23 protein-coding genes are annotated in these 23428 nt (G+C 42.5%); 16 read left to right on the forward strand and 7 right to left on the reverse strand.

The features are described 5' to 3' along the window. Positions 1-77 precede the first annotated feature (77 nt). Positions 78-1232 (reverse strand): methionine aminotransferase, encoded by a 1155-nt coding sequence (locus FTU42_RS10680; protein WP_180083378.1) that lies wholly within the window; start codon positions 1230-1232, stop codon positions 78-80. Positions 1233-1477: 245 nt separating this feature from the next. Between FTU42_RS10680 and FTU42_RS10685 the strand changes: the two genes are divergently transcribed. Genes FTU42_RS10685 through FTU42_RS10695 form a run of 3 tightly spaced genes read left to right on the forward strand, consistent with a single transcriptional unit; the run spans position 1478 to position 7034 of the window. After that, positions 1478-4315 carry a type VI secretion system Vgr family protein gene (locus tag FTU42_RS10685; protein WP_180083379.1) on the forward strand — a complete coding sequence of 946 codons (2838 nt, stop codon included), beginning with the start codon at positions 1478-1480 and terminating at the stop codon, positions 4313-4315. A gap of 17 nt (positions 4316-4332) precedes the next feature. After that, complete coding sequence (locus FTU42_RS10690) at positions 4333-6333, forward strand: peptidoglycan DD-metalloendopeptidase family protein (protein ID WP_180083380.1); 2001 nt, start codon at positions 4333-4335, stop codon at positions 6331-6333. A gap of 14 nt (positions 6334-6347) precedes the next feature. Further along, a complete protein-coding gene (locus tag FTU42_RS10695) occupies positions 6348-7034 on the forward strand; it encodes a hypothetical protein (protein ID WP_100358038.1) in 687 nt (228 codons plus the stop codon). Between the two features lie 44 nt (positions 7035-7078). Here FTU42_RS10695 and FTU42_RS10700 read toward each other — a convergent pair whose 3' ends face one another. Then, positions 7079-7999 carry a Dyp-type peroxidase gene (locus tag FTU42_RS10700; RefSeq protein ID WP_100329703.1) on the reverse strand — a complete coding sequence of 307 codons (921 nt, stop codon included), beginning with the start codon at positions 7997-7999 and terminating at the stop codon, positions 7079-7081. 161 nt (positions 8000-8160) lie between these two features. On the opposite strand from FTU42_RS10700, the gene FTU42_RS10705 reads away from it, so the two are divergent. Further along, the gene (locus FTU42_RS10705; RefSeq protein WP_180083381.1) at positions 8161-8781 is read left to right on the forward strand and encodes a LysE family transporter; all 621 of its coding nucleotides are present in this window, start codon (positions 8161-8163) and stop codon (positions 8779-8781) included. A gap of 328 nt (positions 8782-9109) precedes the next feature. Here the strand turns inward: FTU42_RS10705 and FTU42_RS10710 are convergent, their stop codons facing one another. The 4 genes from FTU42_RS10710 to FTU42_RS10725 are packed head-to-tail and all read right to left on the reverse strand — an operon-like array spanning position 9110 to position 11661. After that, positions 9110-9592: a DUF523 domain-containing protein gene (locus FTU42_RS10710; protein ID WP_180083382.1), complete on the reverse strand. Its 483-nt coding sequence runs from the start codon at positions 9590-9592 to the stop codon at positions 9110-9112. 3 nt (positions 9593-9595) lie between these two features. Beyond that, positions 9596-10396 carry a zinc ABC transporter permease subunit ZnuB gene (znuB, locus tag FTU42_RS10715; protein WP_100329705.1) on the reverse strand — a complete coding sequence of 267 codons (801 nt, stop codon included), beginning with the start codon at positions 10394-10396 and terminating at the stop codon, positions 9596-9598. Between the two features lie 3 nt (positions 10397-10399). Continuing rightward, a complete protein-coding gene (znuC, locus tag FTU42_RS10720) occupies positions 10400-11182 on the reverse strand; it encodes a zinc ABC transporter ATP-binding protein ZnuC (protein ID WP_005173813.1) in 783 nt (260 codons plus the stop codon). Then, positions 11164-11661: a transcriptional repressor gene (locus FTU42_RS10725; RefSeq protein ID WP_005173814.1), complete on the reverse strand. Its 498-nt coding sequence runs from the start codon at positions 11659-11661 to the stop codon at positions 11164-11166. Before FTU42_RS10725 ends, znuC begins: the two co-directional genes overlap by 19 nt. 146 nt (positions 11662-11807) lie before the next feature. Here FTU42_RS10725 and FTU42_RS10730 point away from each other — a divergent pair, with 146 nt between their 5' ends. The 12 genes from FTU42_RS10730 (at position 11808) to FTU42_RS10785 (ending at position 22366) form a co-directional block, all read left to right on the forward strand. Continuing rightward, complete coding sequence (locus tag FTU42_RS10730; RefSeq protein WP_100329707.1) at positions 11808-12644, forward strand: metal ABC transporter solute-binding protein, Zn/Mn family; 837 nt, start codon at positions 11808-11810, stop codon at positions 12642-12644. Between the two features lie 174 nt (positions 12645-12818). Further along, entirely contained in the window at positions 12819-13211 is a 393-nt protein-coding gene (locus FTU42_RS10735) for an ATP synthase subunit I (RefSeq protein ID WP_005173819.1), read from the forward strand. A gap of 110 nt (positions 13212-13321) precedes the next feature. Further along, positions 13322-14197 carry a F0F1 ATP synthase subunit A gene (gene atpB, locus FTU42_RS10740; protein WP_005094552.1) on the forward strand — a complete coding sequence of 292 codons (876 nt, stop codon included), beginning with the start codon at positions 13322-13324 and terminating at the stop codon, positions 14195-14197. An 85-nt stretch (positions 14198-14282) separates the two neighbouring features. Further along, positions 14283-14528, forward strand: a complete 246-nt coding sequence (gene atpE / locus FTU42_RS10745; protein WP_000424060.1) for a F0F1 ATP synthase subunit C — start codon at positions 14283-14285, stop codon at positions 14526-14528. 39 nt (positions 14529-14567) lie between these two features. Next, entirely contained in the window at positions 14568-15038 is a 471-nt protein-coding gene (locus FTU42_RS10750) for a F0F1 ATP synthase subunit B (RefSeq protein ID WP_005173825.1), read from the forward strand. Between the two features lie 12 nt (positions 15039-15050). Next, entirely contained in the window at positions 15051-15587 is a 537-nt protein-coding gene (locus tag FTU42_RS10755) for a F0F1 ATP synthase subunit delta (RefSeq protein WP_005173826.1), read from the forward strand. A gap of 43 nt (positions 15588-15630) precedes the next feature. Next, complete coding sequence (gene atpA / locus FTU42_RS10760; protein ID WP_074383695.1) at positions 15631-17175, forward strand: F0F1 ATP synthase subunit alpha; 1545 nt, start codon at positions 15631-15633, stop codon at positions 17173-17175. 89 nt (positions 17176-17264) lie between these two features. After that, entirely contained in the window at positions 17265-18134 is an 870-nt protein-coding gene (gene atpG, locus FTU42_RS10765; RefSeq protein WP_004280996.1) for a F0F1 ATP synthase subunit gamma, read from the forward strand. A gap of 26 nt (positions 18135-18160) precedes the next feature. After that, positions 18161-19555, forward strand: coding sequence for a F0F1 ATP synthase subunit beta (gene atpD / locus FTU42_RS10770; RefSeq protein WP_004280997.1), 1395 nt, complete (start codon positions 18161-18163; stop codon positions 19553-19555). 26 nt (positions 19556-19581) lie between these two features. Continuing rightward, positions 19582-20001 (forward strand): F0F1 ATP synthase subunit epsilon, encoded by a 420-nt coding sequence (locus FTU42_RS10775; RefSeq protein WP_180083383.1) that lies wholly within the window; start codon positions 19582-19584, stop codon positions 19999-20001. Positions 20002-20135: 134 nt separating this feature from the next. Then, a complete protein-coding gene (locus FTU42_RS10780) occupies positions 20136-20621 on the forward strand; it encodes a DUF2846 domain-containing protein (protein WP_180072504.1) in 486 nt (161 codons plus the stop codon). A gap of 368 nt (positions 20622-20989) precedes the next feature. After that, positions 20990-22366, forward strand: a complete 1377-nt coding sequence (locus FTU42_RS10785; RefSeq protein ID WP_180083384.1) for an NAD-dependent succinate-semialdehyde dehydrogenase — start codon at positions 20990-20992, stop codon at positions 22364-22366. A 24-nt stretch (positions 22367-22390) separates the two neighbouring features. Here FTU42_RS10785 and FTU42_RS10790 read toward each other — a convergent pair whose 3' ends face one another. Further along, positions 22391-23398 (reverse strand): pirin family protein, encoded by a 1008-nt coding sequence (locus tag FTU42_RS10790; protein ID WP_180083385.1) that lies wholly within the window; start codon positions 23396-23398, stop codon positions 22391-22393. Positions 23399-23428 lie beyond the last annotated feature (30 nt).

Below are 23428 nucleotides of genomic sequence, written 5' to 3' on the forward strand. Positions count from 1 at the left end.
AATAAAGCAGAAATAAAGGCCTTAGCTTTTAAGTAACTAAGGCATTTATTTTATAAGAATTTTAGTTAAAATTTGAATTAAACCTTTGAAAGAATTTGACCTGCCTGAATCAGGGTCTGTTCTTTTTTTGCAAAACAGAACCTGAGCAGGCGTAAATCGGCAGGCGCTTGCTGGTAGAACACAGAGACTGGAATTGCCACGATCCCGTGTTGCTCTGCCAGAAAATGACACATCTCTACATCATTTAAATCAGGCCGGATAGCCGAATAATCGAGATTCTGGAAATAAGTTCCTTGAGAGGGCGTCCATTTAAAACGTGATGTTTCTATTGATGAATTAAATAGATCACGTTTGTTTTGATAGAACCGGGAAAGTTCGCGTATATGTTCAGGATGCTGTTGCATGTATTCCGCCAAAGCCACCTGAATCGGAGTCACGCCACAGAAGCTGGCAAACTGATAAATCTGTCTGAACATTTTCATGAGTGGCGGTGCCGCAATACAAAAACCGGTTTTCCAGCCGGTGACATGAAAGGTTTTACCAAAAGAACCAATCACGAAGCTACGCTCGCGCAGTTCAGGAAATGACCAGGCTGAATGGTGCTGAACGCCGTCAAAAACCAGATGTTCATAGACTTCATCGGATAACACCACAATATTGCGCTCACGGATCAGCTCAATCAGATGCTGCCAGTCTGCTCTTGACCAGACACTACCGCTGGGATTATGTGGGGTATTGACCACTATCATGCGGGTATGGTCATTGATGGCATCTTTCACCTGATTCCAGTCCACAGAAAACTCTGGATGCTGTAATGCAATATGTACGGGCGTTGCACCAGCCAGCTGTACTGCAGGTGCATAACTGTCATAGCTCGGATCGAAAATAATCACTTCATCACCCGCACGAACTGTGGCCTGAATCGCACAAAAAATCGCAATTGTGGCGCCGGAAGTAATCGTGATCTCTTCTAGCGGGTCAATGCTCAATTGATCGCGCTGTTGATACAGATCGGCCACCAGCCCACGCAATATCGGCAAGCCATCTCCAGGTGCATACTGGTTAAATCCGTTATGACTGGCCCGGCTCAAAGCCTCAATCAATGCCGGTGGCGCAGGAAAGTCTGGAAATCCCTGTGAAAGGTTCAATGCGCCGAGTTTTTGTGCCAGGGCCGACATGGTGCTAAAAATCGTGATGCCTAGATCAGGCAGTTTAGAGGGGAATTCCAGCATGTCCTTGGCCTTGAAAATAAGATTGAATCCAGTGTAGCAGCAAGTTCTACTCTGGATAATCAGAAAATTCTGAAATATTTGGCATTATTTTTACTTCTATTTTTCAGAGATTTATTGAATAGGTGCAATTGAATTACTGAAAATCAAATGCCTAATTATGTGAAATGCACACTGAGCTGGACGAAATGGACAACTTTTCCTAGAATTTGCTCCACAATAATAATGCTTAAAACTATAACTATAAAATGCCAAAACATATTCATCTGCTACTGGAGCAACTTGGGCTGAACCGGCAGCATCGTGCGCTGCATCTGCAGTTTTCACATCTGCTCTTAAATCATCAGGTCCTGATTCAGCGGATTGATGGCCAGCATCAGATTAATCAGGGTCTGCAGGCAGAACTGATCTGCCTTTCTACGCAGGCCAATCTTGCTTTAAAGCAATTTATAGGCTGTCAGGTGGCAGTAGATCAGGTAACAGATCGTGGCGAACTTTTTCGAACCAGTGGCATTATTACCGCAGCCAGTCAGGGACACAGCGACGGTGCCTTGAGTCTGTATAAACTGACCATGCAGGATGCTACTGCACTCTGGCACAAACGCCGTAATAGTCGGGTGTTTATGAATAAGAGCGTGCGCGAAATCAGTGAAATATTATTTAGTGAATGGCAAAGTAGAAGTGCATTATTTGCAGCCAGTCTTAGTCTGGACCTGACCGGATTAAATCGGGATTACGATGTACGCCCTTTTGTGATGCAGTCCAATGAGTCGGATTATGATTTTTTAACGCGTTTATGGCGTAGTGAAGGAATAAACTGGCTGATTGATGAAAAGCACTCCATTGTTCCGGTGTCCGCTACTGAGATTCAGCCGCAGAACCTGCGTTTAATCGATCATTCTCAAGCCTTTTCAGCTTTAAAACGCCGTTCAATCCGCTTCCATCGCAGTCATGCCACCGAGCAGTTTGATACGCTGACCAGTCTGATTGCCGTACGTCAGCTTAATTCCAACAGTACCCATACCCAGCGCTGGCAAGCGCAGCACCTTGCGCAGGATCAAAGCCAGTCCTTATTAAATACTCATCAGCAAAGTAGCGTGCAGGATACGGCCAGTCTGAATCTTGAAGATGCCTGGAACATTAGTCCGGCCTGGACAGGTGATTTGAATGCCGAGGATCAGGTGACGGCATCTGGTACGGCACAACTGGAACGACTGAATCAGCAGCTCAATCATTATCATGCGCTGCAATCCAAATATTTTAAAGCCAGCAGCAGTGTACGTGATGCTCAGGTCGGGTATTGGTTTGAATTAAAACAGCATGCTGAAATTGATCAGCATCCCGTGCATGAGCGTGAATTTTTGATTTTGGGTAAACGCTTCTATAACCAGAATAATTTACCTAAAGATATTTTATTGCAGCTAGACAGCTTGCTCGGTCAAAGTGATTGGCAAATTTCGGAGGAAGAACGGCAGGCCAATGAGTTGTATATCGTCCGCCGTGACATCCCCGTCGTACCTGAATATCAGCCTTTTATGCATCGCCCCGTTGCATATCCGCAGCGAGCTCGAGTGGTCGGGCCTGAAGGTGAAACAATCCATGTCGATGCTTGGGGAAGAGTGAAAGTTCGTTTTCTATTTACCCGAAGTGATGACCATCAACATGATGCTGGTGCAGGCAGCAATGACAATGATAGCGATTCGGCCTGGATTGATGTATTAACCCCTTGGGCTGGTGAAGGTTATGGAGTCAGATTGCATCCACGAGTTGGTGAAATGGTAGTGATTGATTTTTTTGAAGGCGATATCGATCGGCCCTTTGTTATGGGACGGATTCACGAAGCAGAACGACATCCAGTGATGTTTGATGCGAAGGGACAATTACCAGCCACCAGAAAACTCAGTGGGATCCGTTCCCAAGAAGTAGAGGGTGAGGGTTTCAACCAGCTGCGTTTTGATGATACGACGGATCAGATTAGTGCACAGTTACACAGTAGTCATGGTGCTAGCCAGTTGAATTTAGGAAATCTCAGTCATCCTAAAGAAACAGAATCGAGTGAAGGTCGTGGGGAAGGGTTTGAACTAAGGACAGATCAGTGGGGGGTGGTACGAGCAGGGCAAGGCTTACTGATTTCGACCTATTCGCAAGATACAGCAGCAGGTAATCACCTGGATGCTAAGCCTACCAAGAACCAGATGGAATCAAATCTGAATAACACCAAAGTTCTGAGTGACATGGCAGAAGCTCAGCAAACTGATCCGCTTGAGCTTTTTAATAGCTTAAAACAATTTCTGAATCAACTTGAAACTGAAGATGCGAACAAAGCCACTGCATTTAAACAGGCTGTTATGGTATTAACGGCACCACATTCGATTGCGCTGAGTACAAATGAAAATATTCATTTATCTGCAGACCAGCAGATAAATTACAGTGCAGGGGAAAATATCCATCTATCGACTCAACAGTCTCTGATTGCACATGCGCAGCACAAGATCAGCCTATTTGCTGCCCAGAACGGAGCACGCTTATACGCAGGCAAAGGTAAAATTGAAATACAGGCCCAAGATGATGCCATCGAAGCAATTGCACGGAAGGTGATTAAGCTGATTTCAACTGAAGACAAGATTGAGATCACCAGTCCGAAAGAGATCCTGCTAACCGCGGGAGGGTCTCAAATAAAGATTAATAGCAGTGGAGTGTGTGTCACAACTGGTGGGAAATTTGAGTGTAAGGCGGGGCAGCATAGTTTTATGGGAGGGGCTAAAACTTTTTATGATTTACCTGAGTTGCCTAAAATTGGTCCATATGCTGTAGATTTTTTATTTACTAGTTTGGGCGGTACAGGAATTGAAGGTGCAGAGGTAACTATGTTCACACCTGAAAATAAGGAAATTTTATGGGAAGGTAAAACTGATTTAAAGGGTAAGTCTGAATTATCTATTTTTCAAAAATCATTAGCTTATGAAGCATTAGTAGGATTTAAACAATGGTCTAGTAGCTTTGAAGATTTGGAATTTAAAGTGCCTGATATAGAAGATGAGTTTGATGTGGGAGAGCATGGAATTCAGTTGGAAGATATTGAATAATTATAAAGGTAGTCTCTGTGAATTATTATATCGTAAAAAAAGGAGATACATTATGGGGTATCTCGAGAAAATTTAATATTACTGTGAAAAAAATAGCAGAAATTAATGAATTAGATACTTCTATTATCCATAAAATAAGAATAGGTCAAAAAATTTATATTAATGAAAAGAATAAGATTAATGCTGAAGTGGTTTTAAAAATCATATTATTAGATTTATCTTTTAAGTCAATTCCAAAAGGTACTGTAAAGCTAGAATATGATGATAAGTCAAAAGAAATAATTTTTAAAGATGGTGTAATCTATAATATAGAAATATTAGACCATTTAAAAGGACTAAAAGTTTATTATAAAAATATTAAAGGTGCCTTTGATCTAATAGCTCATCATAAAAAATTACCTATAGGAAAAAAAGTTTTAAGATTAACTTCAAGACAAATGAAGGTTTCAGGTGTACATTATCCTAAGTCTGGTATAGCCCAACAGACATTAGATGAAATTAAACAATCATTAAAAAATTTAGCAGACCCAGTTATAATGGGAGGAAGTAAAAAAATAGATGAGCTACATACTAATAAATCATCTTTGCCGGAGCCAAGAAGTGATCAAAAAAGGACTGATTCAGGTAATAGTACTCATATAATTGCAAGCCAATTTACAGAAGAAAACTTTATTCTAAGTAGCGTCAATAATAAATATAGAAAATTCGTTATAGAGGCTTCGAAGCGGCATAATTTTACACCTCATAGCCTCGCAGCTTTAATTCATGCTGAGGCTGCAAAAAAAAGTAATGGTGAATGGGATCCGGAAAGTTTTAATGCAAGTACAAATGCTGCTGGACTAACACAATTTTTAAAAAGTACTTGGCTTGAAATTTGTAAAAATCAACATACTCTAATAGGACAATATGCTTCAAAAAATAAGAAGCTCACTGAGAAGCAACTTCTCAATTTGAGATTCATTCCTGAATTCTCTATTGATGCAGCAGCAGCTTATGCAGTCGTTAACTTTAAATGGTCAAAATTGCCTTATCAAAAATTAACAGAACCAAGTTCAATAGCGAAATTTGCTTATCTATTACATCATGAAGGAGCGGGTGGTACTAGGTCATTCATACAAAATAGTTTTTCTCAACAAAGAGCGAAGAATTTGTTATTTGCACAATTTGGAAGTAAAGGTAAACAAAGAGCCTCAGATTATTTGAAAAGATATAATGATGATGCAAAAGCTGCCTATGGAGCATGGTTAAGAGCTTATATTGATGCACATATTAATATTTATGATTATGTACTGGATAAATCAAAAACTTCCGGGGTAAATTTATCTTTAGAAGAAACAATAAAAATTTTATTAGAACAAACTTCTTCACCAACACCAACACCAACACCAACACCAACACCAACACCAACACCAACACCAACACCAACACCAACACCAACACCAACACCAACACCAATCTTAAGTAAAGAAGTACAAGAAAATAAACCTGTAGGAGGAAGTGAAATATGGGTAGATCCTTTAGCAGTAAATAAGTTAAGAACTGCTGGTCTTGCAAATATCAAAAGTGCCACTTTTGGGAAGGTTAGAAATGGAGGTACAAGAAATCATCAGGGTATAGATCTAGCTGCTGACTCAGGTACAAATATTTTTGCAGTATGTAGTGGCATTATTGCTGTCGCAAAGGATAGTGGAGGGCCATATGGTAAAATTGTTGTATTAGAAGTAAACATTGATGACCTGCCTATACAACAAAAAAATTATGCATTAAAAAACATTATAAACAGTAATTTTATTTATTTTTTTTATGCACATCTATCTACAATAAATGTTGAAAAGGGAGATGCTGTGGATGTTACAACAGTTTTAGGTAAAACAGGTTCTAGTGGAAATGCGAGTGGAATGACTACTATTTCAAAGGGTGGACATTTACATTTTGAGACAAGAAGCTCGCCATTATTGGGTAAAGGCCTACAAGGAAGATTTGATCCTATCCCCTTTTTTTTAAATAAATTAATTTAGGCTTTTTAAAAAATATGAAAATAATTAAATTCCTAGTAATAATTAGTACTTTTTTTTCATTATCGTGTCATTCGAATAATATAGATTGGAATGATTATCAGCAAAGTGCTATACAAACCAATGAGCCAATTTTGTTTTTAGATCAATTTGGTAGTTTTTCTCAATTAAATGAAAACTTAAAGTTAGGTTTGGTTGATTATGGTAATAAAAATAAAAAATATTCTGGTGGAAATTATATTCTTAAAAGTTATGGTGTTGAGGTCTTTAATAATCAAATAGAATATACTTTGTTCCAAAGTACAGTGCCTTTAAAATCTAGTGTCGATTTAAAGATACTATATCAAGATGAAAAAATAGTAGCTTTTCGAACAAGAGAATTTAGTGAAATAGATTATGTGAAAAGAGCTTATAAAAAATTTAGTTCTAATATATTTATATATAATAAATTATCAAATTTAGTAGTCGAGGTTCCAGTAGTAGATTCTTCATCTAAGAGTTTAGAAAGTAATTATTTAAATATATTGGCTGGTGATAATTTTTCTTATTTTGTCAAAGAAAGAGAATATCTATATGAGGCGGATATTAGCGAAGGTAACGGTAAAATTAATAATTATAAATTAGTATTGAATTTAGAATTAAAATGTTTATTCTATACATTAGGTTGTGAAAATATAAATTCTAAGAAATTACTGAAAAAATAAGTTACTAGATTGCTACATCATTAATGTAGCAATCTTTTTTAACTTCACCCTTCCAAAACTTCTTCCAACAACTCTTCACTCGGTGCAAAGTAATATGCTCCATCTAGTGGAGTGACGAAGTGTAGCAAGCGGTCATGGATCCCATCGCCAGACGTACCAAACATACGCTCTAACATAGCATCAATAATAGTTAAATCTTTGGTATAGGCAATGAAGAATAGACCTTGGTCACCACGGCCATCACCATAAGGCAAGGAATGACGGAGAATCTCCATTTCTTCGCCTTCTTCATCTTCCACTACAGTACGTGCAACGTGAGCATTTGCCGGTTTAACCTCATCCTCCAGTTCAATCGATTCCAGTTTGGTACGACCCATCACTTGCTCTTGAGTATCGACTTTCAGCTTTTTCCACTTTTCCAGATCATGCGCATAACGCTGGGCAAAAATAAATGAACCATCCTGGAAAATGCCCGTATCTTCACCAAGTAATGCCACCTCAGCACGATCATCTGGGAATTGCGGATTTTCAGTGCCATCAATAAAGCCTGTCACATCACGGCCATCAAAATAGCGGAAGCAGACACGTTCATCCAGAACTTCAACCTGATCCTGAATTCCTTCAAAAAAAGCCTGACTCAGCGCAAAACAGATATCCGCCCGTGCACTGGCAATATGAATCAGAATATCTGCCGGAACAACCGGCATTGCAAATGAACCCTGAATCGGTTCAAGCTGTTTGAAACCCGCAGGGCTTTGTGAATAAAGTCTTGACCAAAGCTCAGGACCAAAAGCGACCGCTGTTTTAATTTGTGCTTGAGGATGTTGCGTAATCAGACGATCACGAGAAGTAAAAAGATGTTCTAATTTTTCTTTGAGTGCTTCAATATTTAAGTCTTTAAGACGCAATACAATAAAGCGAGCATGATCTGAGGGGAGGGGCAAGATTACCGATTGGGCTGTCATTCATGGCTCCTGTAATGATAAATCCTGTTTTTTAATGCACATATTGTGCCTGAAGCTCTGCAGAGTGAACAGTGCAGCGCCTTATATTTAAGCAATTTTTTAGCCTGAATCTATTGGATAAGTCCTATAATATTGTGCAAGTTTTCCAGAGTTGAATGTTCATGTCCTACCAAATGTGGTTTGCCTATATGCTGGCCTGTTGGGTGATTAGTGTTTCACCCGGTGCAGGGGCAATTGCCTCGATGTCGAGTGGGCTGAATTATGGTTTTCGACATGGCTACTGGAATGCACTGGGTCTGCAACTGGCATTACTGGTGCAGATTGCAGTGGTGGCAGCCGGAGTGGGGGTGCTGTTTGCGACCACGCCATGGGCATTTTTGGTGGTGAAATGGTTTGGTGTGGGCTATTTATTATATTTGGCTATTTTACAGTGGAAAGCGCCACTACAATCCATTGAAATTAAACATGAATTGGCACGTAAGTCTGCGGGGAAACTGGTTTTATATGGTTTCTTGGTGAATATGAGTAACCCCAAAGCCATTGTGTTTTTACTGGCTGTATTGCCACAATTTCTGGATTTATCCAAACCACAATGGATTCAGTATGTGATTATGGCGCTGACCATGATCACGATTGATCTGATTGTGATGGCGGGCTACACGGGGCTTGCTGCAAAAGTTTTACGATTGCTCAAGTCACCAAAACAACAGAAAATTCTAAATCGTACATTTGCCGTATTATTCGGTTGTGCTGCTAGTTTGTTGAGTTTGGTACATCAATAACAGTATGGAATACATTTTTAAGTCTATTAATTGATTTTTAAGCGTATTTCATCTAGTTTGATCGCATGAAAACAACAATAGGCAAAGCAGCATGTCAACGCCATTATGGATTTTGATCTATGTCTTACACTGCATTTTAACCAAGTGGATTATTTCGTGGGGCGGGGCAGCATATATTAGAGGCTGGAAAACATGGTTTGTGTTTAACATATCTCAATCTGAAGAATGGACGAAAGATCAGGTAATTATGATGGCGTGGTTCTTTTGGATTGCATTCACGATTTTATTTTTGATTGGGCTGTTTAATCCTGAATTTCGCTTTTATAAATTAAAGAATAGTCTGTGATAATTGCGCCAAGAATTCATCTTCAGTCATCACAACAATGCCATGTTGTTTAAAGAGTGCAGGGGTAACACCATCGCCCTGAATTTTATGTCCTGAAAATGATCCGTTATAAATCAAATCACTACCACAAGAGGGACTGTGGGCTTTAAGAATTGCATGTGTGGCGTGAAAGTCTTGCGCAACTTTTAAAGCGAGATATGCACCTTGTATAAAAGCTTGAGAAACATCATTGCCTAGAATATCTATAACTAAAGATTTTTGCGCAAGTACATCTAAGCCTGAACCATTTTGAATTTCGGCAGGTGGACGTGGAATCGGTAGTCCGCCTGAGATTTCAGGACACAGACTGATATATTGATTTGGAACTAAAGATTCGAGCACTTCTTTGACAAGGCAATCCTTGCCATCGTAACGAACTTTTTGACCGAGCAAACAGGCACTCACAAAGTAGCGTTTAGTCCCCATGTCCTAGCTCAGCTTTTTAAATTTCTGAAAGATAAACATCATTGCAAATAACACTGCCATGGTCAGCACAATGGTCAGCCCAGTTGAAGTATTAAGGCCTGCGCTCGACCAGAGGCCTACTGTCACACCAATCTGTGCAATCACGAATGCCCAGATCACCATTTGGCGTGGAGAGTTTGCCAGAAGGCGAGCAGTCAGGGCAGGAATAACCAACAATGCACCCATCAATAGGGAGCCGACTGCACGTAAAGCCAGTACGGTAAACAGTGCCAATAGCAACATAAAAATCAGGCGTTGCCATTTGGCATTTACCCCTTCACTGACCGCCATATCCGGATCAATCGCGATCTGAATCTGGGCTTGCCAGCTTTTATATAAAACACCTAAGGCCAGAATGATCACAATGGCGAACGTGGGCAAGTCCGTCCAGGAAATGGTCAGTAGATCACCAAATAAATAGCTGAGCAGTTCAGGTCTTAAACTTGGTAAATGTTGAATAAACAATAAACCCGAGCAAAGTAAGGTCGCTGAACACAGCGCAAGCAGGGCATCATTGGGGAGGCGTGGATCATGTAGCACCCACAGAATGGCAACCAGCAATAATGCCAAGAAGGTCACGCCCATCCATAGCGGTAGACTTAAGGCGCCTGCAATCGCAACACCCAGTAAAGTACCATGTGCCATAGTATCAGCAAAAAATGACATACGACGCCACAGCATCAAGCAGCCTAGCGGCGCCGTCAGAAACACCAGTAGCGTGCCCATAATCCATGCAGGTAAAAGGAGTTGTAACCAATCCATCATGGTTTAAGCTTCCGGCTCGGGGTGAATATGAGGGCGCGTATCATGCTGACACGGCGTAGCAGAATCGCCATGCGCACAATGATCATGATGATGCTGATAGAACACCCGGTTGGTGCCAAAGATTGCCTGATATTCCGGATGCTGCTGTACGCTTTCTGGCAGGCCACTGCAACAGATATGCTTGTTCAAGCACACCACCCGAGTCGTACCTTGCATCACCCATTGCAGGTCATGTGACACCATTAATACGGCACAGCCATATTTTTCCGGCAAGTTACGCACATATTCATACAGTTCAGCTTCGGATTGAATGTCCAGACCTTGCATCGGTTCATCCAGCACCAGAATATCCGGCTGGCGTAATAAGGCCCGTGCCAAGAGCACCCGCTGACGCTCACCGCCTGAGAGTTGCTGAACTTTGGAATCTTGCAGTTTACTAATGCCAGTATCGCGAATAATTTCAGTTTTGATTTTGGATGGACATTTTTCCAGCGCCAGTAAATCTTTGACCCGCAGCGGCAAGCTATGCGATGGATTGAATTTTTGCGGCACATAAGAGAATTTCAGTTTACGTGCAGTTTTGATCTCACCGGATTGCGGTTTCAAGATGCCGAGCATGACTTTAATTAAAGTCGACTTGCCTGCACCATTCGGGCCAATCAGCGTGACAATCTCTTTTTCTTGCAATGAAAAATCAATGGCTTTTAAAATATCACGCTCATCAATCTTGACCCAGATCTGGGAGAGCTGAATCAGGGGGGAGGCACTTAAGCTTTGTTGCGACACTGCTGACAGATTCCTGAAATTTCAATAATGCTGTGATGTGCGCTAAAGTCATCCGAGCTTGCAAGTGCATCAAGTTGGTCAAGCAGACCTTGCGCTGATGCTTCTGTCACCGCTTTACATTCGGTACAGATTAAAAAAGCCGCCTGATGCCCTTCACGTGGATGGCAACAAGGAATATAGGCATTGATCGAGGTCAGGCGGTGAATCAGCCCTTTACCCAATAAAAAATCCAGAGTTCGGTATACCGTAGGTGGCGCCGCAGGACGATCACTGGCATTTTTCATTTGTGCCAGTAAATCATAAGCCCCCATCGGGCCAGTCGCATTTAAAATGAGTTCCAGCACTTCTTTACGCAAAGGGGTAAGGCGTGCGCCTGTTGCTGCACAAAGACTTTCCGCTTCAGCAAGACGTTGTGCGACATTGGGATGGTCGTGCACGCCGTGCAATGCGTTGTGGTGTTCGTGCGAACAAGAACCCATAGTTCACCTCAAGTGCGAAACTGAAAATTAATAGATTTCAAATCTTAACATGAAGCGTTCAGAGTTTCGATTGGGCATAGGTATTTTTGTATTTTTGTTATATTATAACACTTACTAATTTTCTCGTTTTTAAGTGATTTCTACTCATGTTCCGTCTCCTTGCAATGGGTCTTTTGGCTTTGTTCAGCACACTCAGTTGGTCACAAAGTCTGGTGGTCTCGACTCAGCCGATCTATCTGATTGCCAAGAAAATTACCCAGGGCGTGGAACAGCCGACTTTATTACTGGCCAATCAGAGCGGACATGATGTCAGTCTGACCCCGGCACATCGTAAAATCATTCAGGATGCCGGTCTGGTGATCTGGTTGGGTCAGGCGCATGAAGCACCGCTGGCCAAAGTGCTGAATGACAGTCATAAAGGTATCGCTATTTTGGAATCCGGTATTTTGACCACATTGCCGATGCGTAACCCGCGTGGTGAGGCCTTAAAAAATACGGTAGATACGCATGTCTGGCTCGATCCAAACAATGCCGTAAGGATTGGCTTCTTTATTGCGGCGCTGCGTTCGCAACAATTGCCGGAGAACCGTGAACTGTACTGGAAAAATGCACGCGACTTTGCGCAAAGCATGTTTGCGACGGCCCAGCGTTATAGCTCCAGCACTAAAGCCAAAGCTTACTGGTCGTATCATGATGCCTATCAATATCTGGAACGTCCCTTGAATCTGAAGTTCATGGGCGCACTGACCGATGATCCACATGTCTCGCCAACTGTGGCACAAATCAAGTTCTTACAGGATCATCGCCCACAGCCTAAAATGTGCCTTCTGGCCGAAGGTCATGCCAGTGAAAATCAGTACCGAAAACTGAAACCGGTGGTGTTTCAGCATGTCGATGAAAGCATGAGCGGGGCAGGGGACTTTGTGCAAGCCTGGCAGCAATTAGCAGCAGAAACCCAGAAGTGCGTATTAAATGCACGCTAATGATTTAAAAAATAGACAGATTTTGATTAGTTTAACTGCATTGCCCCGATTTAAAAAAACACGACTAAGGTCGGGAAAAGATTGCATGTTCAGGGGTGTAACTCTATAATGCCTGCGATTAAAAATAATCACCTGTTAAACTTGTCAAGCATGATTGCTGTGAGTGAATAAATAATGAGCCGAACTAGTCGCTTGATTGACCGACGATTAGCGAAAGCTTTGGTCCTCCTGCAAGCCTGTATGATCCCTGTTTCAGCCTTGATCGGCTGGGTCGTGAAAGACTCAACCGCAGCCCTGAGTGCAGCATTAGGTGCGCTCGTTTGTTGGCTTGCGACTTGTTATTTTTCGTGGCAATCGTTTCGAGCAGCAGGAGCCCGCGCGTCTAAACAAGTTCTTTCGAACATGTATAAAGGCTTAATGGGAAAGTTTGCAATTGTGATTGTTGGTTTCATTTTAATTTTAAGCAATGTCGAACCGTTGTCAGCGGTGGCGTTGTTTTGTGGTTTTATACTTGTTCAAGCCATGTCGTGGGTCGCTCCGTTTTGGGCGTCACGTCTACAAAAATGAGTATAGACACAACAAGAAATTGAAAAGTTTTTCAGGAGCAGGCGAGATATCAAGCAGCACGCGATATTCGTTTGTTCTATTAGTTTTTTGACATTGACCAGGTGTGATTTATGGCTGCTGAAGAACATGCCCTTACTTCGACCGAGTATATCAAGCATCACTTGACCAACATGACCTATGGCAAAATGCCAGATGGTACATGGAAATTGGCCGAGAGCGGTGCTGAAGCTCAACAGATGGGGTTCACTGCTATTCACTTGGATTCAATGGGTTGGTCTATCGGACTGGGTCTGATTTTCTGTTTGTTGTTCTGGTTGGTTGCGAAAGCGGCTAATGCTGGTGTTCCTACCAAGTTCCAGTCTGCAATTGAAATGATTATCGAGTTTGTAGATTCAAGTGTACGTGATACCTTCCACGGGAAGTCTCGATTAATTGCACCCTTAGCTTTAACCATTTTCGTGTGGATTTTCCTCATGAACTTGATGGATTTGATCCCTGTTGACTTTATTCCTTATGTAGCTCAACACGCGATTGCTTCTATGCTGGGTGTAGACCCTCATCAGGTTTACTTTAAAATTGTTCCGACTACAGATCCAAACGTTACCCTCGGTATGTCTATTTCTGTATTCTTCTTGATCATTTTCTATAGTATTCGTGAGAAAGGTGTTGGCGGCTTCGTTGGTGAGTTAGCACTTAACCCATTTAACCCAAGTAACCCAGTTGCTAAAGTGCTTTTGATTCCATTCAACTTATTGTTGGAATTGACCACTTTCTTGGCGCGACCAGTTTCATTGGCTCTACGACTGTTCGGTAACATGTATGCGGGTGAGTTAATCTTCATTCTTATCGCGTTATTACCGTTCTGGATCCAGTGGGCGTTGTCTGTGCCTTGGGCGATTTTCCACATTTTGATTATTACGCTACAAGCATTCATTTTCATGATGTTGACTATCGTGTACATGAGTATGGCAAGCGAAAAGCATTAATGGTATTGCCTAACTGTCAACGGATGGTTGGGCACACAATTTTTTAACTTAATTTGGTATAAAACCTAACCTCTGAGGAATTATCATGGAACTCACTTTAGGTCTAGTTGCAATTGCATCTGCTATCTTGATCGCTTTCGGTGCTTTAGGTACTGCGATTGGTTTTGGTCTTCTAGGCGGCCGTTTCCTTGAAGCTGTTGCTCGTCAACCAGAATTGGCTCCGCAACTTCAAACTCGTATGTTCTTAATCGCAGGTCTTCTTGATGCTGTGCCTATGATCGGTGTTGGTATTGGCTTGTTCTTCATCTTCGCTAATCCATTTGTAGGTTAATCAGCTTAATTCCGAAATTCACTATTTGAGGAATTTGCAATGAATATCAACCTCACATTGTTTGGCCAAGCGATTGCGTTTGCGATTTTTGTCGCGTTCTGCATGAAGTTTGTATGGCCACCACTAATCAATGCGATTAGTGAACGTCAGCGTCGTATCGCTGATGGCTTAAATGCTGCTGAAAAAGCGAAAGCTGACCTTGCAGATGCGCAAGCACAAGTGAAAGCTGAACTGGACACGGCAAAAGCACAAGCGGCTCAATTGATCGAACAAGCGAACCGTCGTGCAGCACAGTTGGTAGAAGAAGCGCGTACTCAAGCATCTGCTGAAGGTGAGCGTATTCGTCAACAAGCGAAAGAAGCTGTTGATACCGAAATCAATTCTGCTCGCGAAGAATTGCGTCAACAAGTGGCTGCTCTTGCAGTGACTGGTGCTGAGAAAATTCTTAGCCAGCAAGTTGATGCAGAAGCTCACAATGCCATGCTGACTCAGCTGGCTGCTAAACTTTAAGAGAGGCAGATTATGGCTGAACTCTTGACGTTAGCACGCCCTTATGCAAAAGCAGCATTTGCTTACGCTTCTGAGCAGGGTGCAACTGACTCTTGGTCAACTGCACTTGAATTGCTCAGTGCTGCGGTGCAAGACGAAGCATTTTCAGCTTATCTAAATCGCCCGGAGCTTACACCTGCTGAGCAGGTGTCTCTTTTTGCCAAAGTTTTAGGTGAAGACCAAACTGCAGCAGTGTCTAACTTCCTGACATTGCTTGCTGAAAACAACCGTTTGACGCTTCTTCCTGAAATTGCTGCAGAATATGAACAGCTCAAATCACAGAATAACAATACTGTGGATGTTGTGATTGAATCAGCATTCCCATTAACTTCTGTTCAGGAACAATTACTGACGCATGCATTAGAGAAGAAATTCGAAGCTGCAGTAAGTGTTTCTGTAGAAGTGAAACCAGAGCTTATTGCTGGTGTAGTTATTCGTGCAGGCGACCAAGTGATAGATGATTCTGCGCTTAACAAGCTTGAGAAAATGCGTACTCGTCTTCTTGCTTAAGAAATAAGAAGACTGAACTTTAAAAAGATTGAGGTATAGCGCAATGCAACAACTGAATCCATCCGAGATCAGTGCGCTCATTAAACAGCGTATCGGCGATCTGGACACCAGCGCAACCGCTAAGAACGAAGGGACCATTGTTATGGTTTCCGACGGTATTGTGCGTATTCACGGCCTTGCTGATGCAATGTACGGTGAAATGATCGAATTCGACGGCGGCCTTTATGGTATGGCACTGAACCTAGAACAGGATTCAGTGGGCGTCGTTGTTTTAGGTAACTACTTAAGCCTTCAAGAAGGTCAAAAAGCGCGTTGCACAGGTCGTGTATTAGAAGTTCCGGTTGGTCCAGAACTTTTAGGCCGTGTAGTCGATGCTTTGGGTAACCCGATTGATGGTAAAGGCCCGATCGATGCTAAATTAACTGATGCTGTTGAAAAAGTAGCACCAGGCGTAATTTGGCGTCAGTCAGTGGATCAACCTGTACAAACTGGTTATAAATCAGTAGATACAATGATCCCTGTAGGCCGTGGTCAGCGTGAGTTGATCATTGGTGACCGTCAAACTGGTAAAACAGCAATGGCGATCGACGCGATCATCGCTCAGAAAAACTCTGGCATTAAATGTGTATACGTAGCCATCGGTCAAAAACAATCGACTATCGCTAACGTAGTACGCAAGCTAGAAGAAACTGGCGCTATGGCGTATACCACTGTTGTCGCAGCAGGTGCATCTGATCCAGCAGCAATGCTGTATTTGGCTCCGTACTCTGGCTGTACAATGGGTGAATACTACCGTGACCGTGGTGAAGACGCGTTAATCATTTATGATGACTTGTCTAAACAAGCTGTTGCGTATCGTCAAATTTCATTGCTTTTACGCCGTCCACCAGGTCGTGAAGCGTATCCAGGTGACGTGTTCTATCTACATTCACGTCTACTTGAACGTGCTTCTCGTGTATCTGCTGACTACGTTGAGAAATTCACTAACGGTGAAGTTAAAGGCCAAACTGGTTCATTAACTGCATTGCCGATTATTGAAACTCAAGCGGGTGACGTATCTGCATTCGTACCAACCAACGTAATTTCGATTACTGATGGTCAGATCTTCCTTGAAACATCATTATTCAACGCAGGTATTCGTCCTGCTGTGAACGCGGGTATCTCTGTATCTCGTGTTGGTGGTTCAGCGCAAACCAAGATCATCAAGAAATTGTCTGGTGGTATCCGTACTGCTTTGGCGCAATACCGTGAATTGGCAGCATTTGCTCAGTTCGCTTCTGATCTTGACGAAGCAACTCGTAAGCAACTTGAACATGGTCAACGTGTAACTGAGTTAATGAAGCAAAAACAATATGCTCCATACTCAATTGCTGACCAGGCTGTTTCAATTTATGCATCTAACGAAGGCTACATGGCTGACGTAGACGTTAAGAAAATCGTAGACTTTGATGCTGCGTTGATTTCTTACTTCCGTTCAGAACATGCTGCGTTAATGCAACAAATCGATGCCTCTGGTGATTACAACAAAGACATCGAAGCTGCAATCAAAGCAGGTATTGAAAGCTTTAAAGCGACTCAAACTTACTAAGTTCAACCTTAGTTGAATTTAGTGTTGGTTTGGTTCACGGAATCAACCTTCGAGGGCTCGCAAGGGCTTTCGAATACTAGGTTAAGCGTATGGCAAATTTAAAAGAAATTCGCGCCAAAGTAGCTAGTATCAAGAGCACGCAGAAGATTACTCGAGCGATGCAAATGGTAGCAGCTTCTAAGATGCGTCGTGCGCAAGAGCGCATGGCTCAAGGCCGTCCGTATGCCGAAAATATGCACCGTGTAATTGCTCATTTGGTCCAAGCGAATCCTGAATACAAACACCGTTATATGGTTGAACGCCCAGTTAAGCGCGTTGGCTATATTATTGTGTCATCAGATCGTGGCCTTGCTGGTGGTTTGAACATTAACCTGTTCAAAAAAGTGGTTAAACACGTTCAACAGCAACAAGAGCAGTCAATTGAAGTTCAATTTGCTTTAATTGGTCAAAAAGCGGTTTCGTTTTTTAAAAACTACGGCGGTAAAGTGCTTGGGGCGACGACGCAAGTCGGTGATACTCCAAGTCTTGAGCAGTTATCTGGTTCTGTACAGGTGATGTTGGATGCTTATGATAAAGGCGAGTTAGATCGTATTTATCTAGTGTCAAACGGCTTTGTCAATGCCATGACTCAAAATCAAAAGATCGAACAACTTGTTCCTTTGGCTGCTGCTGAAGAAGACAAGACTCTTAACCGTCAATACGGTTGGGATTATATCTACGAGCCTGAAGCTGAAGAGCTTTTAAATGGCTTGTTGGTTCGCTATATCGAGTCTGTGGTGTATCAAGGTGTGATTGAAAACATCGCATGTGAGCAGTCTGCACGTATGGTCGCTATGAAAGCAGCGACAGACAACGCAGGCGAGATCATTAAGAGCCTGCAACTTATTTATAACAAGCTGCGTCAAGCCGCGATTACTCAGGAAATTTCTGAGATCGTTGGTGGTGCCGCTGCCGTTTAACATTATTTTGAATTGAGGAGACAGCAATGAATAGCGGTCGTATCATTCAGATCATCGGCGCGGTTATCGACGTCGAGTTTGAACGCAACAGCGTTCCTAAGATCTATGACGCTCTCCAGGTAGATGGTACTGAAACTACTTTAGAAGTTCAGCAACAGCTTGGTGATGGCGTAGTTCGTACTATTGCAATGGGTTCTACTGAAGGCCTTAAGCGTGGTTTGAACGTAGTTAACACTGGTGCGCCGATTTCTGTACCTGTAGGTACAGCGACTCTAGGCCGTATCATGGACGTTCTTGGTCGCCCGATCGACGAAGCTGGTCCTGTTGCGACTGAAGCGCGTTTACCAATTCACCGCTCTGCACCTTCTTATGCAGAACAAGCAGCTTCTACTGACCTTTTAGAAACTGGTATTAAAGTCATCGACTTGCTATGCCCGTTCGCTAAAGGTGGTAAAGTTGGTCTGTTCGGTGGTGCCGGTGTTGGTAAAACTGTAAACATGATGGAATTGATCAACAACATCGCGAAAGCTCACTCAGGTTTATCTGTGTTTGCTGGTGTTGGTGAGCGTACTCGTGAAGGTAATGACTTCTATCACGAAATGAAAGATTCTAACGTTCTAGACAAAGTAGCAATGGTCTACGGTCAGATGAACGAGCCACCAGGTAACCGTTTACGCGTAGCGTTGACTGGTCTTACTATGGCTGAATATTTCCGTGACGAGAAAGACGAAAACGGTAAAGGCCGTGACGTACTATTGTTCGTAGATAACATTTATCGTTATACACTAGCGGGTACTGAAGTATCAGCACTTCTAGGTCGTATGCCATCTGCAGTAGGTTACCAGCCTACACTTGCAGAAGAGATGGGTGTTCTTCAAGAACGTATTACATCGACTAAGTCTGGTTCTATTACGTCAATCCAAGCGGTATACGTACCTGCCGATGACTTGACAGATCCATCGCCTGCTACAACGTTTGCTCACTTAGACGCAACTGTTGTATTGAGCCGTGACATCGCATCTTCTGGTATTTACCCAGCGATCGATCCACTAGACTCAACTTCACGCCAATTAGATCCGTTAGTTGTTGGTCAAGAGCATTATGAAATTGCACGTTCTGTACAGAACGTATTGCAACGTTATAAAGAGCTTAAAGACATCATCGCGATTCTTGGTATGGACGAGCTTGCTGAAGAAGATAAACTGGTTGTTTACCGTGCGCGTAAAATCCAGCGTTTCTTCTCTCAACCGTTCCACGTAGCTGAAGTATTTACTGGTGCTCCTGGTAAATTAGTATCTCTTAAAGAAACGATTCGTGGCTTTAAAGGTCTTCTAGCTGGTGAATACGATCACATCCCAGAACAAGCGTTCTACATGGTTGGTGGTATTGACGAAGTGATTGCTAAAGCTGAGAAACTTTAATTAGTTCCCTAATTTAGGAGATTCTCATGGCGACTATGCAATGTGACGTTGTAAGTGTTCAAGAGTCTTTGTACTCAGGCACTGTAACTATGCTAATTGCTAAAGGTGCTGGCGGTGAGTTAGGTATTATGCCTGGTCACGCTCCGCTGGTAACTTTGCTCCAACCTGGCGCGATCCGCGTTATTTTGGAAAACGGTACAGAAGAGTTGATCTATGTATCTGGTGGTGTTCTAGAAGTTCAACCGCATGTTGTTACGGTTCTTGCAGATACTGCAATCCGTGCCGACAACTTGGATGAAGCGGCAATTATTGAAGCGCGTAAACACGCTGAACAATTGCTAGCGAATCAAAAGGGCGATTTGGACGCTGCTGCTGCTTTGGCTGCTCTTGCAGAAACTGCTGCTCAGCTGGAAACGATCCGCAAAATCAAAAACCGCGCTCAGTAAGAGACGGTTTGAGATTGAAAAAACCACCCGAAAGGGTGGTTTTTTTATGCGTAAAAATTAATATCCTTTATTAGGAAATAATTTATATTTTTGTTATATTTCGGTTTCTTAAAAATAAATAAGGGGATTCCGGGGTGTCAAATAAAGTAATTTTACCGTTTTTATTGTCAATAGGCTTTGTTGGTTGTGCATCGGTTCCGAAAGCAAATCTACAAGCAGTAGAACAACAAAAAACTGTACAAGCACCACAAGTAGGTCAAGCAGGAATCTATGTGTACCGCTCGAAGAATGTTGTAGGTGCAGCACTTAAAAAAGATATTTGGATTAATGGTGAATGCTTAGGTGAAACTGCTCGTGGTGTATATTTTTATAAAGAGGTAGAAGGAGGTAAAACGCACACTGTTTCCACTGAGTCAGAGTTTTCGCCTAATCATCTGAATCTATCTACAGAGAGCGGGAAAAATTATTATATTCAGCAGTATATTAAACCAGGTGTATTCGTTGGTGGTGCAAACGTAAAAGCGGTTGATGAAGCTGAAGGTAAGCAAGCGATTGAAAAATATAGTTTAGCAATAGGTGGAAACTGCTCTAAGCCTTCGATTCAACTTTCAAAATCATAAGTTTTAAAAAATGAATTTGCGATTATATAAACAATAAATCGCAAATTCCCCATTTCTTAATATTTATACTTAAAAATCTTATTAAAATCTGCATCTAAGCTTGCCACTTTAAGTATCTTATATATCGCTTAAATACATACCTTAGGAAGGTTATCCTTTTATTTATAGTATCAGATCATACCTTATTGTTGTACCGCTCGATATAACTTTTACCCTTTCTCAGTAATATTTTGAACCAATCTGTAAGCAAACATACACCATAAAAAAATCAATGATAAGTTAAATAATTCGAACAGATACTCGTTTGTTATAACTTGATGCGATTGGGTTTTGAACAAGCGAAACTTATAATTGAAAAAGGGAAAATCATGGCTTATCAATCTATTAATCCATTTACCAATCAAAAATTGAAAGACTACCCCTCCCATAGCGATCAAGATATTCAAAATGCCCTCGATACCGCAGAAAAAATCCTGAAATCGGAATGGGCTCAAAAGGCCGATACCCGTATTGAAGTACTGCGCAAATTGGCCAGCAATATGCGAGAGCAAAAATCTGAACTCGCTAAACTCATGACGCTGGATATGGGAAAACTGATCAAGCAGAGTGAAGGTGAAATCGAAACCTGCGCCAAAATTGCAGAATATTATGCTGATCATGCCAAAGAATTTTTAGCGCCCGTATCCTATGAAACGGAACTGGGTGAGGCCTGGGTTGAGCATCATCCACTGGGTATTATCATGGCGGTAGAACCGTGGAATTTCCCGTTTTATCAACTGATGCGGGTCTTTGCGCCGAACTGTGCGATTGGTAATCCGGTTCTGGCAAAACATGCCGGCATTGTGCCGCAATGTGCCGAAGCCTTTGAGCAACTGGTGTTGGATGCAGGCGCACCCAAAGGTGTCTGGACCAATCTGTTTATCAGCAGTGATCAGGTCGCTGAAGTAATTGCAGACAAGCGTGTGCGTGGTGTAGCACTCACAGGTTCAGAAGGTGCGGGCAGTGCAGTCGCTGAACAGGCCGGAAAACATCTTAAAAAATCAACGCTGGAACTGGGTGGTAATGATGTATTCATCGTACTGGATGATGCAGATCTGGAACGCGCGCTCAAGTTAGGTTGTCAGGCGCGGGTCAATAATGCCGGGCAGGTGTGTACGGCGGCGAAACGATTTATCTTGCATGAAAAAATTACCGAACAATTCAAAGCTGGCATGCTGAACGCTTTTGAACAGTTAAAACTGGGTGATCCGCTTGATCCTGAAACCACGTTAGGGCCGCTGTCTTCAAAAGATGCGCTGGAAAAACTCTCCAAACAGGTCGAAAAGGCTGTAGCGCAAGGTGCGACCGTAGTCACTGGCGGTAAGGCTGTAGAACATCAAGGCAATTTCTATGCGCCAACCATTCTGGAAAATATTACGCGTGAAAATGAAGCCTGGTATGAAGAATTCTTTGGCCCGGTGGCGCAAATCTATGTAGCGAAGGATGATGATGAAATTGTCGAAATTGCCAATGATTCCAATTATGGTCTGGGGGGTGTTATACATTCACAGGATATCGAACGCGCTAAAAAACTGGCGTCACGGGTGGAAACTGGCATGATTTGGATTAACTGGTTTACTGACACCACGCCTGAGTTACCATTTGGTGGAATTAAAAATTCCGGTTATGGACATGAACTGTCGATTGATGGTTTTAGGGAATTTGTGCAGAAAAAACTGGTCGTCGTTAAAAGCCCGAAAAAATAATACGATTTGATGTCAAAGAAGCCACTATTCAGTGGCTTCTTTGTCTGGATATTCTTCACGTTTGCCGCCTTCATAACTGGCAAAACGTGGATGTTTTGGTGGAAATGATGGTTCAGCACTTGGCCAAGGCCAGCCACCAAACTGGGTTTCGCGATAACGGCGAAAAGCAATCTCCAGTTCTTGCGCACTATTCAGCACAAAAGGCCCATGCATAGCCACCGGTGCACCGATCGGTTCACCCTCCAGCCATAAAATATGTGATTCCAACAGTCCACCTTTGAGATGAATATCTGTATCCGGTTTGAGTTCCAGTAGATGCTTTGGTTCTATTTTCAAATCTTCAAGCTCTAGGCTTCTGCCTTGATAAAAATAACAAAAACGCGTCGCAGTAGCAGTGCTGGCAGGAATGATTAATTCTGCTTCCGGTTTTAAAGTAATTAAATAAATATTGAGTTGATTCTCTGGAATGGCTGCCCATGAATGTGGCGGACGATCCGGTGCCTGAGTCTGTTTAAACTGTCCTGAAATGACCCGGATCTCCGCTTTACGTCCGGCCGCATCGGCTGAAAACACATGTGGGATCTGTTCACGCCACAACATTTTATAATCGGCCGGCTGCTTTTTCTGTTCTGGTGAGGAGTTCAGCCAGATTTGAAACAGCTCCAGAGGATTGTCCTGATCCTGATGGACTAAGGGAAACATCTCGCAATGCTGTACCCCATTGCCGGTAGTCAGCCATTGTACATCACCCGCGCCATAACGTCCCGAGTTTCCCAGCGAGTCAAAATGATCGATATAACCGCGCTCAACAATGGTAATGGTTTCAAAGCCAGTATGCGGATGCTCCGGAAAGCCGGGAATACTCTCGCCATAATACATGTCATATTCATGCTGATACGGCGGTGTAACTGGCCCTAAATCGGTATTGCCTTGTGGATAATGATCCTGATGGTGAACAGTAAAAATAAAGGGATCTTTCAGGTCAAGTCGGGATTCGACCGGAACAACAGAATACAGCACTGAATTCAACATGATTGAACTCCTGATTATTTTATTAGATAT

The sequence above is a fragment of the Acinetobacter sp. YH12102 genome, from assembly GCF_013419125.1.
Taxonomy (GTDB): Bacteria; Pseudomonadota; Gammaproteobacteria; order Pseudomonadales; family Moraxellaceae; genus Acinetobacter; species Acinetobacter pseudolwoffii.

What these genes read in the sequence shown, in the direction of transcription:
- atpG (WP_004280996.1), top strand. Translation starts at nt 17,265, where the DNA reads ATGGCAAATTTAAAAGAAATTCGCGCCAAAGTAGCTAGTATCAAGAGC.
- FTU42_RS10790 (WP_180083385.1), bottom strand. Translation starts at nt 23,398, where the DNA reads ATGTTGAATTCAGTGCTGTATTCTGTTGTTCCGGTCGAATCCCGACTT.
- FTU42_RS10695 (WP_100358038.1), top strand. Translation starts at nt 6,348, where the DNA reads ATGAAAATAATTAAATTCCTAGTAATAATTAGTACTTTTTTTTCATTA.
- FTU42_RS10735 (WP_005173819.1), top strand. Translation starts at nt 12,819, where the DNA reads ATGAGCCGAACTAGTCGCTTGATTGACCGACGATTAGCGAAAGCTTTG.
- znuB (WP_100329705.1), bottom strand. Translation starts at nt 10,396, where the DNA reads ATGATGGATTGGTTACAACTCCTTTTACCTGCATGGATTATGGGCACG.
- FTU42_RS10775 (WP_180083383.1), top strand. Translation starts at nt 19,582, where the DNA reads ATGGCGACTATGCAATGTGACGTTGTAAGTGTTCAAGAGTCTTTGTAC.
- FTU42_RS10710 (WP_180083382.1), bottom strand. Translation starts at nt 9,592, where the DNA reads ATGGGGACTAAACGCTACTTTGTGAGTGCCTGTTTGCTCGGTCAAAAA.
- FTU42_RS10750 (WP_005173825.1), top strand. Translation starts at nt 14,568, where the DNA reads ATGAATATCAACCTCACATTGTTTGGCCAAGCGATTGCGTTTGCGATT.
- atpA (WP_074383695.1), top strand. Translation starts at nt 15,631, where the DNA reads ATGCAACAACTGAATCCATCCGAGATCAGTGCGCTCATTAAACAGCGT.
- atpD (WP_004280997.1), top strand. Translation starts at nt 18,161, where the DNA reads ATGAATAGCGGTCGTATCATTCAGATCATCGGCGCGGTTATCGACGTC.
- FTU42_RS10700 (WP_100329703.1), bottom strand. Translation starts at nt 7,999, where the DNA reads ATGACAGCCCAATCGGTAATCTTGCCCCTCCCCTCAGATCATGCTCGC.
- atpB (WP_005094552.1), top strand. Translation starts at nt 13,322, where the DNA reads ATGGCTGCTGAAGAACATGCCCTTACTTCGACCGAGTATATCAAGCAT.
- FTU42_RS10725 (WP_005173814.1), bottom strand. Translation starts at nt 11,661, where the DNA reads ATGGGTTCTTGTTCGCACGAACACCACAACGCATTGCACGGCGTGCAC.
- FTU42_RS10680 (WP_180083378.1), bottom strand. Translation starts at nt 1,232, where the DNA reads ATGCTGGAATTCCCCTCTAAACTGCCTGATCTAGGCATCACGATTTTT.
- FTU42_RS10730 (WP_100329707.1), top strand. Translation starts at nt 11,808, where the DNA reads ATGTTCCGTCTCCTTGCAATGGGTCTTTTGGCTTTGTTCAGCACACTC.
- FTU42_RS10755 (WP_005173826.1), top strand. Translation starts at nt 15,051, where the DNA reads ATGGCTGAACTCTTGACGTTAGCACGCCCTTATGCAAAAGCAGCATTT.
- FTU42_RS10705 (WP_180083381.1), top strand. Translation starts at nt 8,161, where the DNA reads ATGTCCTACCAAATGTGGTTTGCCTATATGCTGGCCTGTTGGGTGATT.
- FTU42_RS10685 (WP_180083379.1), top strand. Translation starts at nt 1,478, where the DNA reads ATGCCAAAACATATTCATCTGCTACTGGAGCAACTTGGGCTGAACCGG.
- atpE (WP_000424060.1), top strand. Translation starts at nt 14,283, where the DNA reads ATGGAACTCACTTTAGGTCTAGTTGCAATTGCATCTGCTATCTTGATC.
- FTU42_RS10785 (WP_180083384.1), top strand. Translation starts at nt 20,990, where the DNA reads ATGGCTTATCAATCTATTAATCCATTTACCAATCAAAAATTGAAAGAC.